This window comes from Sphingobium sp. DC-2 (assembly GCF_000722555.1).
Taxonomy (GTDB): domain Bacteria; phylum Pseudomonadota; class Alphaproteobacteria; order Sphingomonadales; family Sphingomonadaceae; genus Sphingobium; species Sphingobium quisquiliarum.
This window is the reverse complement of record NZ_JNAC01000016.1, coordinates 1-15,515: the sequence shown is the minus strand read 5'-3', so window position 1 is coordinate 15,515 and position 15,515 is coordinate 1. Positions and strand designations below refer to the sequence as shown.

The window sequence follows — 15,515 nt, the reverse complement described above, 5'->3', positions numbered from 1 at the left end:
CTTACCCGCCCAACTCACATCTTGGCAGGCGGCCTCAACCGTTCGGTTACAATTCTCCCGTGGCAGGGCGACACAATGATGTCTGGCTGAGTCGCGGCTGGGAAACAGCCAGTCTGGATCGAAAGGCCGGTACTGTTCGATTTGTTCGTTCGCCTTCACTTCGCACGACCAGGGCGAACCTAAAACCTCGGACACCTACAGCGCCCCCACCATCCAGTCCGTCTCTTGAGACCGCGCCCGTCGCAGCGAGCAATAACGTCACGCTCTCTTTCGAGTGGAAGGAATTGGGCGAAATTATGCTGAATATGGAGGGCGGCCTCGTATTTCCTGCGGTAACCTTGGGCGCTGGGCTGTATCGCATCCGCATCGTGCTTGATGGGCGGTCGCGCTTCTATGTTGGGGAATCCCAGAGCTTGCGCCGCCGTTTCGGGAATTACCGAGCAGGACCACCGGGCCAGAAAACAAGCTATCGTATCCATCACCTTCTCAAGGATGCTTTGGCAGAAGGTGCGCAGATCGCCGTAGATATCGTCACCGATGGCGTAGCCCTGACAATTAATGGCGCGGAAATCTCGCCAGACCTTGCCGACAAGGCCACGCGGCGGATGATAGAACACGCAGCGATAGTCGCCACTGGTGGAACGGATGTTGAGTTAGCGAACAAATAACCTGAAATCCGCGCATTTTCGTGGGGGCGGAAAGAGATGCTTTGCTTCCACGCATTGCGACCGCTGCCTGAATGTGCGGTAATGTTCCGGTCGTAAATCAATTCTTCGGTTCCACGAAGTATTGGCGGGAGCCATTATTTTTGCGCTGGAAGGCGCGGCGCGAGGGGGAGCGCACTACCGGGAATGCAGCCGCTTGATCTCATCAGTGCCGCGCCGTGGCAGCGCGCCGTCTTCACCACCTACGCCCTTAGTCTCTCCTTCTTCGAAGCCGTGGTTCTTGATCGGTTGGTTCGTGGCGGCGGGCGAAACGCCCTCATTCTCGCCGACCCCGAAGGCATACGGGCTGCATTAAGCGAACAAGGCGCACGTCGTGCGGGTCGCGATTATGAACTTGAGCCTGTTGCCAGCACTACAGGCGTATTCCATCCCAAGCTGACTCTCCTCTTTGGCGAGGGTGACGCCCATATGCTTATTGGTTCAGGCAATCTGACCTTCGGCGGCTGGGGTATGAACCTTGAGACGGTCGATCATCTCCATCCGAGCTTTGCCGCAGAAACATTCGATGATGCCGCCGATCTGTTTGAATCTCTCGCGATCGCGGATACGATCCGCACGGGGATTGCCGATCAGTTTGAGCCTGTCGCGGCCCAGCTTCGCTTGTCGGCCCGAGGCGCACCGCGAAATGGCAGCTATCGCCTGCTTCACAGCGTGGGCGGCTCAATTGCCGAGCAATTGGCGCAATTTACCGATGATCTTGGCGGTGCGACCCGCATCACCATTGTTTCTCCCTATTTCGACAAGACAGGCAGCGCCGTTTCTCGCCTGTCCAAATTGCTGAATTGCGAGGATGTACGATTGCACGTCCACCCCGAACCCAAGGGCGCGGTCAGGGGAACAATGGGCACGAACTGGCCTGAGGCGCTCTCCGCCCGCGCCGTGTGCGTCGATACCCCGTTTGATGACGGCTCACGGGCACTCCATGCCAAGTGCATCGAGATTCTGTGCAAGCGCGGGCGGCTGCTCGTAGCGGGGAGCGCAAATGCCACCAATGCGGCACTTTTTGTCGGGAATGTGGAAGCCTCGCTCGTGCGTATCCAGCGCAACGTCACGGTTGGCTGGAAAGCAAAGCCCGCGACCAAACCCGTCGCCTACCCCTTGGTTGAGACAGAAGACGCGGACGATGCGGAGAGCAGGAAAGGCATTCTTCGCGCCATACTTGAGGGTGATCGCGTTGTCGGCGAGGTTATCGTCCCGCGCTTGCATGGTGCAGCCAGCTTAAGCGTTGCCACGACCGCAGGATATATCGACCTTGGCAAAATCGATATCGACAGCGCCGGACGGTTCGAGGCGGCAGCTCCCGACTTGGAAATGCAAAGCTGGGGTGGCGGCAGGATGGTGCTGCGCATCGAGCAGAAAGATCATGTTGCCGAGGGTTTTGTGTCCATCGCTGCGGCAGCCAAGATCATCCAGAAGGCAGGCGCGATGGCACCCCGCCTGCTTGCTATGCTGTCAGGCACGGAAACCCCTGAAGATGTCGCCGCCATCCTGACATGGTTCAAGGAAGACCCCGCTCGCATCGTATCCGCCATGTTCCGTGGCGGACAGGGCGGCGGCAAAGCCGAGCGTGAACCGATTTGGGTCTCGATAGAGGAATTGCGCGCCGCCGGCGAATTTCATGCATCTGGACCCGCTTCGTCGGGGGCAAACGAGCCTGCATGGCAGCGGGCACTATCGTTGGTTCGCTCTGCCTTTACCGAACCTCGCGGGCCGTGGAAATCAGGAACTGGCGAAGACGATCAGGCCGAGGATGAGGAAGATGCCGAGGGTGAAGACGAACGTCTGAAGCGCCTTCAACGGGAAGACAATGCCAAGCACCGCGCCATGAATGCGCTCGACGATCTTCTCGAAGAAATGCTTGCCGAAAGACATGGAGGTATCCACGCCGCTTCGGCGTTCGCGCTTGCGCACTATCTCGCGGATCGTATCCGGCCCGCGCCGTCGGTCGTACATGGCTGGCTGGCTCGCATCCTTGGCGCGTTTGCACATAGTGAGTTGCCGATGGATGCGCCCGTCGCAACCGCTGGTATCCTGCTTCGCGCAAGCGATGGGCTGGATCGCGCCGCCGAACGGGCGCGGACGTTCCTGCTGCGCGTCAGGATTGATCCCATGGGATTCGAGCCAGACGATCAGGCCATTCCGGGGTTCGTAGAGATTCTGTCGCCATCGTGGGACGCCGAGCAATTCATGGGGAACGTCCGCGCTGCCCGTACACCGGGCGAGGAAGTGCGCATCTATCTTGAAGCGGCGGAAAACGGCGGACCTCTCCCGTCACTCCCCACCCTCCAGAATAGCCCGTATTGGCAGCAGTTGGCTGCGGCGTTCGCAAACAGCGAGGCACGATCCCGCTTTCGCATCTTGGATAAAGCCCAGAAATCGTGCCCCAAGTGTAATTTGGTCCTGCCGACAGGTCGCTATCAAGACCTACGATTGACGGGCGTGACGCACCATTGCGGCATCATATTGTGCAGGGAGCTATAGGGATGGCATCGCTCGAAGAACTCCTCGCTGTCGCAGCCAATGCATCCTCCCCCTCCATCGTTGATGAAAGTGGCGCGCAGGTGGGTGGCGTCGATCCACTAGGGCTTCGCCAGATCAACTTCGACCTGATGGACAAGGTTCTACCGGGTCTGAACAATGTGGCAAGCCGCTTGCGCCCGTTTGTCCTCATGACATGGGCGTGGCGTCGGGTCAGGACCATCATTGAGCGAGATAAGCTCGGCGGGGCAACCGATGAGCAGATGCGTGATTTCGTGGACCGGATCGAGGCGATCTATTCATGGTCGCAATTTCTTCTCGATACGGATGCGGGAATTCCGGGCGGTCAAGCGCTTGCCGATCTCATCTATGGCGAGAAGGAAACCTATCGCTTCGGCGGCAAGAAATGGGAGCAGCGCAGGAATCTGCGTCGGACATCGACGGGCCTCATCTCGCCGCTGAACTATGGTCCCGGCCTGCGCAGCATGGGCTGGCTGATCCCCGCAGGTCCGGCAGGCGTATTTCAGCCCAATCCGCTTCTGGATTCCATGCTCGATGCCTTCGAAGAGAATTTTTCCGACGAACTGGACCATCCTGCCTTCAACAAGCTGGGAAGCGTTGAGGTCGAGCGTGACGATGTGCGGCGATGGGGTGAGCTGTGGGAATTGTCCGATCTCACGGAAGCCGAGCAGCTGGCGGGTTTTGAACGGCTGACAGGCCCGCAGGCCGACCCCATGCGCCGTGAGGGCATGACCATGCTGGAGGCTGCCGTCGAATATCTGGACGATGATGAACCAGAGACCAGCGCCCTTCGTGCATTGATGGCATCGCCGCCTGAAGAGTGGTTGGACATCGCCGATCTTCACCCCCGAGCGGACGCATGGCGAAAACTCCAGATACGCCAGCTATTCCGCCTGTCACTCGAAGCCATGTTCTATTGGATTATTCGCGAACTTGTGGATCGTCCGGTCGGTACAGAGGAACTTGCGCGGCGCTTCGCCAAACAGGCCGCACTGGAGGCCGATGAAACGGCGCAAAAGTGGTTGGACGAAGAAGCCGAGGGCAATGCTGTCGAGCAACTCGATCAACTCGACGAGGCTTTGAATTCTCACGATTGGCAGGGCGACATACCCGTGCAGATCGCCAGTGGTCTGCATTTCTGCCTGACCGCTGGTCGGAATGAGAGATGGGATAAATCTGAGGCCTTTGATCGTCTGCCCGTGGCCCGCGCCTTGAAGGAAGCCGACGAATGGCAAAAGCTATCGATGCGGGACTTCATCGGCAAATTCATCGAAGTGTGGATTATCGCGCAGCACGCTTATTGGTGCGTCGGGCGCGGTCTTGCTGATGCGCGTGGTCGCGGAAAGACACTTTTGCGCCTGCGGATCGTGATGGACGAAGGTGGATGGACCTTGACGCCGGGAGCGCAAGCGCGGGGCGCGCCTGTTCCCACACCTGATCGGCTGCAAACGGCGATCAGTTTGCTTCAGGAATGTGGGCGGATAGCTGCATCCGAATAGTTGTGGACCAAATGAAAATTGATCGAGTGGGGCGATATTGCTGGGGGGGGGTAAAATGTCTCCACCATGCCCACTCGAATATCGACCTCCGCGTGCTTCATCCACTCGTGCAACTTTAGCGCCGAGCAGGCGATCTCGCCAACTAATACCAAGACTCTCTGATCATGACCCATGCGCCCATTGGCGTAACCCGATGGACATGATGCGCCATGGCTGATCGATGAGGCGGTTCCAGGCGTGGCAGCAGTGATCGACGACGTTGTCGTAGGACGAGAAGATGCGGTTCGAGAGCCAATTATCGCGCATGAACTGCCACACGTTTTCTACGGGGTTGAGTTCGGGGCACTTGGGCGGCAGCGGCAGGAGGGTGATATTGGCCGGAATGTCGAGTTTGCCGGACATGTGCCACCCGGCTTGATCGAGCATGAGCACGGCGTGAGCACCGGGTGCGACCTGGCTGCTGATTTCTGCCAGATGCATGTCCATGGCCTCGCTGTTGCAGCGTGGCATGACCAACGCCGCACCTTTCCCTTCAGCAGGACATATTGCGCCGAAGATCCAAGCCGAAGCCCGGCGCAGATCACGGGGCGCAACGGGTCTGGTGCCACGCTTGGCCCAGCGTCGGGTGATCTGCGTCTTCTGCCCGATCCGGGCCTCATCTTTACATGAGGGTTCGATTGTCAAGGGTCTGGCGGCATGTCGTTTATCCTGTTGATGCGCTACATTTATCGTTCTGCAAGCGAGTTGGGGCGGCACTGTGCGGCAGCCTTGGCTGCGTAACCTTACATGCGGTCGGGTCCGATCTGGAACCCGTAACCATAATGCCTCATGCACGAGGCAAGGCCCCGATCGAACACGACCAACCTGCCACGCGGCAGTCTGGTGTAACCATTGACGAAGACGGTCGTGCTCCTCGCATCGCCACGGTTTCCCTGCGGCGATTTCTATGCGGCTCTGACCGTGCTTCCGACCGGGATTTCTCCGGTCTCGGTGAAGCGCCAGAGCGCGATCAACAACTTGCGCGCCATTGCGACGATCGCGATCCGGCGCGTTCGACCCTGCAGCTTACCGACGCGCTGGCGGAACCAAGCGGAGAGTTCGCTCTCAGGCTGATAACGCAGCCAGAGCCATGCCAACTGCACAAGTGTTTTTCGCGCTCGTGCATTGCCAGCGCGGCCGATGCGCCGGTCTCGATCCATGTCACCACTCTGATGGGGCATGGGTGCCAAGCCGACATAGCTCGCGAGCTGTTTTCGATTGCCGAATGGACGGTAAAATACTTCACGGGCGAGAACCGCGGCAAAATTGTCGCCGACGCCGTAGATGCTCCGCAACGCGGTAATTTTGGAAGTTACTGGATCATTTGGAGCGGTGGCAAGGACTTCATCCCGTTCCGCGTCCAACTCACGGATCAGGTCGAGGACAAGCCCAAGTCGCCGACGCAACCGGTTGATCTCGGCGGCCAGGCGGGGCGGAAGCTTGCGGCCGTCGCCGGTTTCGAGCGCCGCGAGATCTCGCTCCCAGTTTCGCAATGAGGGGCGTGAACGGATGCCTTGGGTCGCGAAAAGCGCCAGTATCCGGTTTTCTAGTCGGGTCCGGTCCTGCACAAGATGCTCGCGCTCACGATGGATGCGTTTGCCGTCCTCCTCATCAGGCGTGGGCACCTGGACCATGCTGCAGATTTGATTATCGCCAGCCAGATAAGCGCCGAGCACACGCAAGAGCCCTTCGGCATCGAGACGATCGGTCTTCGCCCGCTTCGCTCGTCGGTTCACCAGAATGCTGGTCGGCTCGACAACGTAGGTCGCAATGCCATGCTCAGTCAGCAGTCGATGGATCCAGAACCCATCTCGTCCAGCTTCAAAGCAGCAGGCAACTGGCGCAGTATCTTCGGATGCCCGCTGCTTCGGCCGAAGCCCTTCGAAAAGCGCCAGCAGCGCGGCGGTGTCGCCCGCGCTGATCCGATGCATGCGGCTTTTCTGAGCGCCGGCCGATCGCGTGCCGACGAGCCATACTGAATTGCTCAACTCAAGCGCGACAAGTGTGGTATTGCTTTGGAACGACATGATGCGGCTCCCTGGATTGAGGACGCCGCTATAGTGAACCTTCCTTCACTCGGTGTCCGTCCTCATAGCATCTGCCACCACAGTTCTATCGGGGTGCCTTTGGGCAGGCGCCTTCGGATTTGCGCCAGACGGGCGGGGAAGGCTTTTTAAAAGCGGCAATATCCTCAGGGCGCTGCCCCTGATGGCGTGGCCGGGCCGAGAGCTTGCGATAGCCCATGGTCCGGAGTTCATGCCCCAGCGCCTGCTTGCTGATCGAGATTTCGAACTCCTCCCATAGCCATTGGACGAGGTCGATGATCCGCCAGCGAACCACACCATGAACAGCAGGAACAGGGCCCGCTTCGATGGTTTCGGCCAGCGCGCGTCGATGGCAGTCGTCGAGGATGGTATCCGGCCCCGGCGCCCTGCGGGTTTCGAGACCATCAGGGCCATGCGCGTTGAAGCGCAGCACCCAGTCCCTGACAATCTGCAGCGTGACCCCGCCGACCTTGGCGGCCTCGCTTCGGCTGCCGCCGTCCAGGATCGTCGCAATCGCAAGCAGACGGCGAACCTGGTCTGCATCCTTGGCGCGGCGAGCAAAGGCCCGAACCTGCGCAGAACTGAAATCACCTCGAAGTCTGACCGGCGCTGCCATCGCAAAACTCCAACCGTTTGCGATGGTGAATCACGTCATGCCCCGGCCGGATACCCTCCGTGAGTCAGATTCCACAGGTTTTGGTATAAGCCGACATTCCCGGTCGAAAGTCTATTCGTCGGAACCTGCCGCCCATTCATGAACAGGATTGCCGGCTTCTGGGCCGGAAGCACGCCCTTCGGTTCATGAAGACAGGCTTGGGAAAACGCAATTCAGGTGGGCACCTGCCACCAAGTTTGCGACACCGGTACATTGGCGGCGTGCAGCTCAGTCACGAGCTTGCGCTGCCAACCTTCCGCATCGTCGTAGGGCACATAGACGATGCCATCATAATCCGACGGACGCTCAACGCCGGGTGTCACTAGTGCACAAACGCGGTCGACACCGAACTGGCCTATAAAGAAGCCCATCTCGAAGATGACATTCTGGCGCGGGCGCATCTTCGCGGCAGGGGCCGCCGAACCGGGCGGCAGCAACTCAGGTCGCAGGCTTCCCAAGTCATCAGGTGTCATCAGAATAACGGCAAAGGTGGCGCCTTCGCTTTCCTCCTGGAACTTGGTGAGGATCGAGCGACCCTTGTTCGGACGTTCGGATAGGATGACGACATCGAGCCCGGCGCGAGTCTCGAGGAAGCGGGCAACGGCATGCTTGGCGGCCTCGTCGCGACCATGGACTAGGAAGACCTTAGCCGGCTTTACCTCGACCGGCGGCGCCGCGGCGGGTTCGGCCACGGGTTCGGCTGGCGCAGCCTCTTCAGTCGGCGGGATCAGGCCATGCTCACGCAGGATGGCGACGAGATCGCCATCCTTGACCGCCCAGTGTGTGCGGCTGAACTCGAAATCCGCGAGGTGAAGATCCCATTTGTGGGCGGCGATGGCGTCGGGATCGATCGGCGGGAGTTCCTCGTCGAACTCAAAGATTACGCGGAATTCCGTACCGCGCTGCTGGATGCGCTTGATCGTGCCAACACGCGGAACGCCTTCGGCATGCTGCTCATACATAAAAAGGGTCGGGAGCGTGGCGAGGGTCTTTAGATTATCCTCGGTCAGGTCCTTAAGTGGCTCACGGATCGCATCATCGGTATATTCCAACATGCGCGAGCGGTCCCAGACATAGGCACCCTCTTCCCAGGCATTATCGCCGGCAGTGACCATGACGTTGAACATGGGTCTCTCAAGCCTTCCCCTGTTTTTCCGGCGAAGCACCGAAGATTCCTGACCAGTCGATCTCGAGCTCTTCGCGTGGCGGCTCGACTAGCGCGCCGGTCTTCACCTGCTCCCATTGGCCCAGGCCCCGAAGGATATGGGCGCGGGCGATTTCGTCGGGCGCGCGGCCGATGCGGATGGCAGCGCGGCGCTCGTCCCACTGGCCGTAGAGGATGGCGGGTCCGCCGCCACAATCATCGTCGACCTCATAGGCGGTGATGTCAAAGTAGGCGGCGCCGACGCACAGACCGCGCGCGCTGAGCTTGGTGAGTTGGTCCCGCGCCTCGATGTCGTGTGTCACGCGCGCGAGCGGCGGGAGTGGTGTCTCAAGGCCCGCGATCGCGTAACAGAGGTCGTGGAAGGCTTGGATCGCCTCGGCGTCGGAGAGCGACGCCACCTCGCAGAAGTCGAAATCGATGCGGCGGATACCGAGCAGCAGGGCGACCAGGATTCGCCCCGAGGTTATCGGTTCGAGCGGCAGATAGGGCTCGAAATGGGTTTCGGCCGGGGCTGCCAAGTCCGAGGCTGGGATATCGAAGGCCGCCGCGATCGATGCGATCGTCGCGGCAGAGAGCGGTTTGCCAGCCTCAGCGCGCTGGATCGTGGCAAGGCCGCAGCCTGCGCGCGCGGCCAGATCTTCCTGCGTTAGGCCATGGTCGCGGCGGAGCGACTTGATCATGGTGGCGGTGGCGGTCATGTCGATCATCATAGCGTAAGTCTCCTTCTGCGAAGAGACTCTTCATCGAAGAGGCGGCCATCATGCCACGTCGTGCGCGCATCAGCTGGCCATCAGAGAAAGAGAAAATGGATAAGTGTGAGGAGTGCGGCGCATCGCGCCGGCGAAGCGTCCCTTTGCGAGGACAACTGAATTCTTGCGATGCTGTCCTAGGTTCACAGTTCGGTGCTGCTGCTTACCATTGGCCGACGTTGCGGGCGAAATGCGCGGTAGCGACGTCACGCGCCGCCAGTTATTATTTTTCCAGATAAAGTGTTCTCCGTGTATCATCGAATATCTTCTGATCTTGGTTTTGAACTCCTGGCGGCTATGGTCAGAAAACCGCTCTCTTCAGGATATTTCGATGCCAGAACCGACTCGCGTTATTGTCCCTATCGACGATTCCAAGCCAGAAGCACTGGGGACCTCGCTCGGTTATGCGAAAATGGTCGCGCAGCGCGCAACTCCTCGCACCGACAACATCATCTTGCTCACACATACCAAGCAGCAATTGCGATCCACTTCACTGGAGCGCCATCTCGGTGTGCAAGCGAGCAAGGCACTTGCCGCCAACAAGGCGGTTGGTATCGGAGATGGCTTCCTGCTGCAGCATGAAACAATGCAGACGCTTCGCTTCGGTGCCCGCAACTCGGTTATCATTGCGTTCTACGCGGACGAAAAGGCGAAGACGTGGGGAGAGCGATGGACACCGCACATCCATGGGCAAACGCCTCAGGCGCCGGTCACACTCCTGAGCGATCCGGTGATCGAGAATGCCCTGAGGACACTCTCTCGCATGGCTAATCTCGCGCACGGCGTGATGCATCCGCGCGACAAGCAACATGCGGACGAGATCCTACGCATTCTGCGCGCAAAAGGCCATTCGGCGCCAGTTGGCGACATCAAATCTTGGGCCATTCGGGAAGGCTGGAAGCCCGAAGCCGCGGATGAGCTTGCACGGCTGGCTAGCAAAATTTTCGGATTGAAGAACAAACCGAACCTAGGCGCGCTCCACGACCCCAATGGCCGCTACGCTCGCTGGAAGGATGGCGACGAGTAAAGTCTTTTTGTCTAGACGTGCTTTGTTCGACTTATTCCGATCCATGGCGCACACGCTGTGCCCCCAAAACAAGAGCAATTATGCCGTCTCCCACGATCGATTTTCGGACCATTCGACCACATCATGGGAGCCGGCATAGCGGTTTCGAGGAGCTGGTTTGTCAACTCGCTGCGCTGGAGACAGCTCCGGGCGTGCCATTTCACCGCAAAGGTGCGGGAGCTGATGCCGGGCTAGAATGCTACCGAGTGGAAGCCAGTGGGTCGGAAACTGGCTGGCAGGCCAAATATTTCTTCGAGTTGGGCAGCAACGAAGCCGCGCAGCTGACCAAATCCTTCAATCAAGCAGTCGCACGCCACCCCCAGCTTGGGCGCTTTATTGTCAGCCTGCCCTTCAATCTTTCGGACGGGCGCGTCGGCAATCGGATTTCTGAACGGGACCGCTGGAACCGCTGGGTGCAAGCACGTACCAAGGCGATCCTCCCGCGTATAATTGCCATCGAGCTATGGGATGAGACCCAGCTCATCGAACGACTATCCCGAACCGAGCCGCGGTACGCGGGACGGCGGCACTATTGGTTCGATCTTTTGCATTTCACGCCAGACTGGTTTCAAACGCGCTTCACGATCACTCGCCAGGCGCTCGGCACGCGCTACACGCCCGAACTCAACATCGAACTTCCAATCCGCCATGGTCTGCTCGCGATCGCGCGCGACCCGAGCTTCATCGAGGGTTTGACCCGCCTCGCCGACGATATCGATGAGGCGAGACATCGCGCGACCGACAGTGTCGCGAGATTGCTTGCCGGAGGCCCCGCAGCCGCCCCCGCCGCGGACCTCGATGCTCGGTTTCGGACGATCAGCGGATTAATTCGGAAAGCGTCGATTGGCCCAGCCGATCCTGTGCCCTTCGATCCGTGGATAGAGGCTCTCGATGCGGCGAGCGGGACCTTGGGCACTTGCTCGGCAGCGATCTGGGACCTGCGAACTCAGCAAGGTGGTGATCGCGACGAGGTGCGGCGTGTGCAATTTCACATCGAGCAGCTTTATGAAGCGATCGAGAAAGTATCCGACGGAATCACGCGGCCAGTCAACCGTTTGGCAAACGAACATCGATTGCTTGTGACGGGCGAGGCCGGAACCGGCAAATCGCATCTGCTCGCCGATGTGGCGAACCATCACATCGGCCAAGGTTTCCCTGCGGTCTTGGTCCTGGGTGGCAGCTTCGTCGATGGCGAGCCCTGGCGGCAGGTCGCCGATCAGCTCGGCCTGACCAATACGACGCCCGATGAGCTGCTCGGCACGCTCGACGCCGCTGGCGAGGCAGCGGGCACGCGCGCGCTCGTCATGATCGATGCAATCAATGAACGCGGAGGAATTGCGTTATGGGCGAACCGCCTGGCAGCGTTCCTCGCCACGGCTGACCGCTTTTCGCATGTGGCGGTGGCCCTCTCCTGCCGCACGACCTTTCTGCCTTACATCGTCCGCGAGATCGACGAGAAGGCGCTGCCTCGCATCGCCCATCCCGGCTTCGCTGGGCAGGCCGCGCAGGCCGCCCAGCGTTATCTCGATGCCCGCGGCATTGTGCGCATGGCAGCGCCCAACTTCTCCCCCGAGTTCGAAAACCCCCTGTTCCTGCGCACCTGCTGCGATGCGCTTGAGCGCCGCGGCGAGCAGGAACTGCCACGAGGGCTCGCCGGTGTATCGGGCGTGTTCGATTTCTATTTCGGAGCCGTCGCGGATGCGATCACGGCGCGCATGGGCCTGTACCCGCGTCTCCGCATCGTCGAGACGGCACTTGAGAGACTCACCCAAGCAATGGTCGAGGCGCGCAGCGGCCATCTGCCAATGGCCGAGGTCCATACGCTACTCGAAGGGCTGCACCCTTCACAGAACCAGACCGAGCAGAGCCTTTTCTTCCAGCTGGAGAATGAGGGGGTCCTGACCGTCGAGCCGGTCATCGACGGATCGACGATAGTGGAGCTAGTCCGCTTCACCTTCGAGCGCTTGAGCGACCATCGTATAGCCCAAGCGCTGCTCGACACGGCAATAACCGGTTGTGATCCGGCGCCCGCCTTTGCACCGGGCGGGTCACTTCGCGAATACGTGGTCGGATCTAACGCGTATCGCTTTGCCGGCATCGCCGAAGCCTTCGCCGTGCAATTGCCCGAACGCTTCGGCATCGAGCTTCTCGATCTCGTCGACGACGATATCGCGATCTACGACCTACTGCCCGGCTTCCGGTCCAGCCTGCTGTGGCGACGGCAGGACGCTTTTCGCGAACGCACGCTGGAGCTGCTGGATGAACATGCTGACTATCTGGATGGCGATCCATGGCTCGATACGCTGATCGCGATTGCAACCGAACCAAGCAACCCTTTCAACGCGGATTATCTCGACCACTGGTTGCGCCCAATGTCGATGCCGGAGCGCGACGAACTGTGGTCGGTACGTGCGACATATATTGCGGCCAATGATGGCAATGCGATCGATACGCTGATCCAATGGGTGCTGGCCAATGGCCTCAATCCCATCGAGCCAGAGCGTGCCAGGCTGGCCGCGATCATGCTCGCTTGGCTCACCAGCCTTAGTCACCGCATCATCCGCGATATGGCGACCAAAGCGCTAGCGGCGCTGCTGGTGAATCGGCGTGAACTAGGCGTCTATCTCATCGACCGATTTGCCGGCCTCAACGATGCCTATGTCGTCGATCGTGTCTTGGCAGCAGTCTACGGCGGCGCGACGCGTAGCGGCAGCAACGAAGGGCTCGGAACGTTGGCCGAAGCCGCTTATTCGGCAGTGTTCGCGAATGATCCCATTCCGGCTCATGCACTGATCCGTGATCATGCACGGGGTATCATCGAATTGGCCGCCTATCGCGGCGTCCTACCGGCGAGCGTATCGCTCGATCTTGCGAGGCCACCTTATCCGGCCGGGCCACCGTTGGAAACGGTCAGCGACGAGGTGCTCGCTGGCTTCGTCCAAGACTATTCGGGATCGTTCCTGCGCGATGACATTATGAGTTCGGCGTTCGAGGACGGGGACTTTGCGCGCTATGAGATCGATCCGCTCGCGCATCGTTTCCTCAAACTGCCGCGTGATGAGGTCGGGCGCTCGGACGAGGCTCGCTACGACGAGTGGCATGTCCGGACTATCGCTGGGCGTCGTGACCGCGAGGCCGCGCTGGAGCGTCTGACAGAAATTTCTGGGCGATTGAGCGCCATGCCGCACGATTTCTACCGGTGGCTCGATGATATCGATGATGCTCCGGACGACGGGGATGGAGGGCCAACACGAAAGGAGGTCCGAGCCGAACGCGATGCAGCTGCGGCTGATTTCCGGTCACTGCTCAGCGAGGCGGAATGCGAAGATTATGAAATCTATGCTTCGAGTTGGATCGAAGAGGGGATGTGGGACGCTGAAGCATCGTTACGGCATCCGGAGTTCAGCGGCCAGACAGCGCGGCGATGGATCGCTTGGCGCGCGCATGACCTCGGATGGACACCCGAACGCTTTGCGCAGTTTGAACGCAATATGCCGAGCCGAGGTCGTATGGAGCACAGCATCGAACGGATCGGAAAGAAATATCAGTGGATTGCCTATCATGAGCTGACGGGCCGGCTCTCCGATCTCGTCGCGGTTGATGGCGGTTTCCACGATCAGCCCCAGCCGTATCGTGGCCCCTGGCAAGTCGATACGCGGGAGATGGACCCGACGATTTTGATCAAGCGTACAAAGGAGCGGGATAGTAGCCGGCAGCCGGCGACTTGGTGGTCACTGCATGCGCCGCGCTGGCGCGAGGATCCACCTCAGGCCAGGATTGCTTGGATGCGCGACGAGAGCCGCGACATACCCGACGTTCTCGAGCAGCTGGATGTGACAGATCCCGATGGCCGACGCTGGCTGGTCCTCGATATGGGCGCGACCCGCAATCAGTCGGTCATAGATAATGGCGAGTCCGTGTTCCTGCGCATGACCTGGCACAAGGTCCATTCTCTTCTTGTAGCACGAAGTGATGCTGATCGCCTTGTCAGGCTTCTAACCAGCTCGGAGCGCGAGCGCGACCATCCACCCGAAATCGATTTGCCTTGGCGCGCCTACCTTGGCGAATATCCTTGGCACCCGTCCTATGACCGCCTGCACGGTGATTGGGAATTAGGCACGCCAAAGATCGAAGTCTTCGGCACTATCGCCAACCGCTATGTGGAGCGATCCGGGCACAATTACTCAATCGAGGAATCGTTCAACCTTTCGATCCCAGGGCCACGGCTGGTTCGCGGCCTTGATCTCCGGCTCGCTGAAGGTCGGTCGCTTGCCTTTTGTGATGCACGGGGCACCATCCAATTCAAGGATCCGTCCGCTGAAGCGGCTGGCCATAGCGCGGCTCTGGTCGACCGCGCTGCTTTGGCCGCATTTCTTGAGCACGATGGCTTGGAGTTGGTCTGGATATTCCTCGGGGAGAAGAGTGCACATGGCGGCCGTCCGCATAAGAGCGGTTGGGGCGGCCAGCTCGACTACTGGGGTATCTACCGTTTCAATGGTGAAGAGATTACCGGCCAGCTCCAATTTGAGCGGAAGGATCCGAATAGCGAGCAGCTTGCCGGGTTTCTGTCCCATCGCTAACGCCTCCCGAACGGTGAAATGCGCTGGCGTGTCACACACGTGTTCGAGAGGCGACATTTCCGCCGATTCAGATGCAGCACTTCTTGAACTTCAATCCACTCCCGCACGGGCACGGCTCATTTCGACCGACCTTCACAGTCGACCGATCCATCTTTGGTTTCTGGTTAGGCGAACTCTGTCTAGGCACGTTTCGCGTCGCGATGTCCATTACAGGATCATGCTTCCAAGGGAATGCGAAGCCCATGCAAAATTTTGGGAGTCCGTCTTCAGGGCGAAGAGCAATGCCGAACCATTGATCAGCTCGCTGAATATATTTGCGGCCACGACAATGGTCAGCGAGCTTCTCGGCCGCGAGTGGGTCCGGAAAACGGCTGCAATGCAGCGTCAGACCACTCTCGCCCTCATCGAAGGTGAGCGTGAAATCATGCAACTGCCCATCTTGTTGTCAACGGCACAGTAATTTTCCCCGGAACGGGCAAAGTAAAATTCCCCA

The 15,515-nt window shown here is 59.8% G+C and carries 11 protein-coding genes; 5 read left to right on the top strand and 6 right to left on the bottom strand.

Annotated features, from left to right (window positions below; translation table 11 throughout):
- Nucleotides 1-296: 296 nt before the first annotated feature.
- From ET21_RS0102865 to ET21_RS0102855, 3 genes are all read left to right on the top strand, one after another.
- On the top strand, nt 297-668 hold the full coding sequence (locus tag ET21_RS0102865; protein ID WP_030538503.1) for a hypothetical protein: 372 nt from the start codon (nt 297-299) through the stop codon (nt 666-668).
- Nucleotides 669-851: 183 nt separating this feature from the next.
- Nucleotides 852-3,206 (top strand): hypothetical protein, encoded by a 2,355-nt coding sequence (locus ET21_RS0102860; protein ID WP_030538502.1) that lies wholly within the window; start codon nt 852-854, stop codon nt 3,204-3,206.
- Between the two features lie 2 nt (nt 3,207-3,208).
- Nucleotides 3,209-4,723, top strand: coding sequence for a hypothetical protein (locus tag ET21_RS0102855; RefSeq protein WP_030538501.1), 1,515 nt, complete (start codon nt 3,209-3,211; stop codon nt 4,721-4,723).
- A 162-nt stretch (nt 4,724-4,885) separates the two neighbouring features.
- Here the strand turns inward: ET21_RS0102855 and ET21_RS0102850 are convergent, their stop codons facing one another.
- From ET21_RS0102850 to ET21_RS0102830, 5 genes are all read right to left on the bottom strand, one after another.
- Nucleotides 4,886-5,479 carry an IS630 family transposase gene (locus ET21_RS0102850; RefSeq protein ID WP_272945208.1) on the bottom strand — a complete coding sequence of 198 codons (594 nt, stop codon included), beginning with the start codon at nt 5,477-5,479 and terminating at the stop codon, nt 4,886-4,888.
- Between the two features lie 188 nt (nt 5,480-5,667).
- On the bottom strand, nt 5,668-6,789 hold the full coding sequence (locus ET21_RS0102845; RefSeq protein ID WP_030538499.1) for an IS110 family transposase: 1,122 nt from the start codon (nt 6,787-6,789) through the stop codon (nt 5,668-5,670).
- A gap of 85 nt (nt 6,790-6,874) precedes the next feature.
- A complete protein-coding gene (locus ET21_RS0102840; RefSeq protein ID WP_030538498.1) occupies nt 6,875-7,423 on the bottom strand; it encodes a winged helix-turn-helix domain-containing protein in 549 nt (182 codons plus the stop codon).
- 212 nt (nt 7,424-7,635) lie between these two features.
- Complete coding sequence (locus tag ET21_RS26390; protein ID WP_051767949.1) at nt 7,636-8,589, bottom strand: TIR domain-containing protein; 954 nt, start codon at nt 8,587-8,589, stop codon at nt 7,636-7,638.
- A 7-nt stretch (nt 8,590-8,596) separates the two neighbouring features.
- Nucleotides 8,597-9,337 (bottom strand): helix-turn-helix domain-containing protein, encoded by a 741-nt coding sequence (locus tag ET21_RS0102830; protein ID WP_030538496.1) that lies wholly within the window; start codon nt 9,335-9,337, stop codon nt 8,597-8,599.
- 229 nt (nt 9,338-9,566) lie between these two features.
- Here ET21_RS0102830 and ET21_RS0102825 point away from each other — a divergent pair, with 229 nt between their 5' ends.
- Nucleotides 9,567-10,403: a hypothetical protein gene (locus tag ET21_RS0102825; protein WP_156029001.1), complete on the top strand. Its 837-nt coding sequence runs from the start codon at nt 9,567-9,569 to the stop codon at nt 10,401-10,403.
- Nucleotides 10,404-10,648: 245 nt separating this feature from the next.
- Nucleotides 10,649-15,022 carry an ATP-binding protein gene (locus tag ET21_RS0102820; protein ID WP_030538494.1) on the top strand — a complete coding sequence of 1,458 codons (4,374 nt, stop codon included), beginning with the start codon at nt 10,649-10,651 and terminating at the stop codon, nt 15,020-15,022.
- Between the two features lie 67 nt (nt 15,023-15,089).
- Here ET21_RS0102820 and ET21_RS28875 read toward each other — a convergent pair whose 3' ends face one another.
- Nucleotides 15,090-15,173 (bottom strand): SEC-C metal-binding domain-containing protein, encoded by an 84-nt coding sequence (locus tag ET21_RS28875; RefSeq protein WP_369291525.1) that lies wholly within the window; start codon nt 15,171-15,173, stop codon nt 15,090-15,092.
- Between the last annotated feature and the right edge of the window lie 342 nt (nt 15,174-15,515).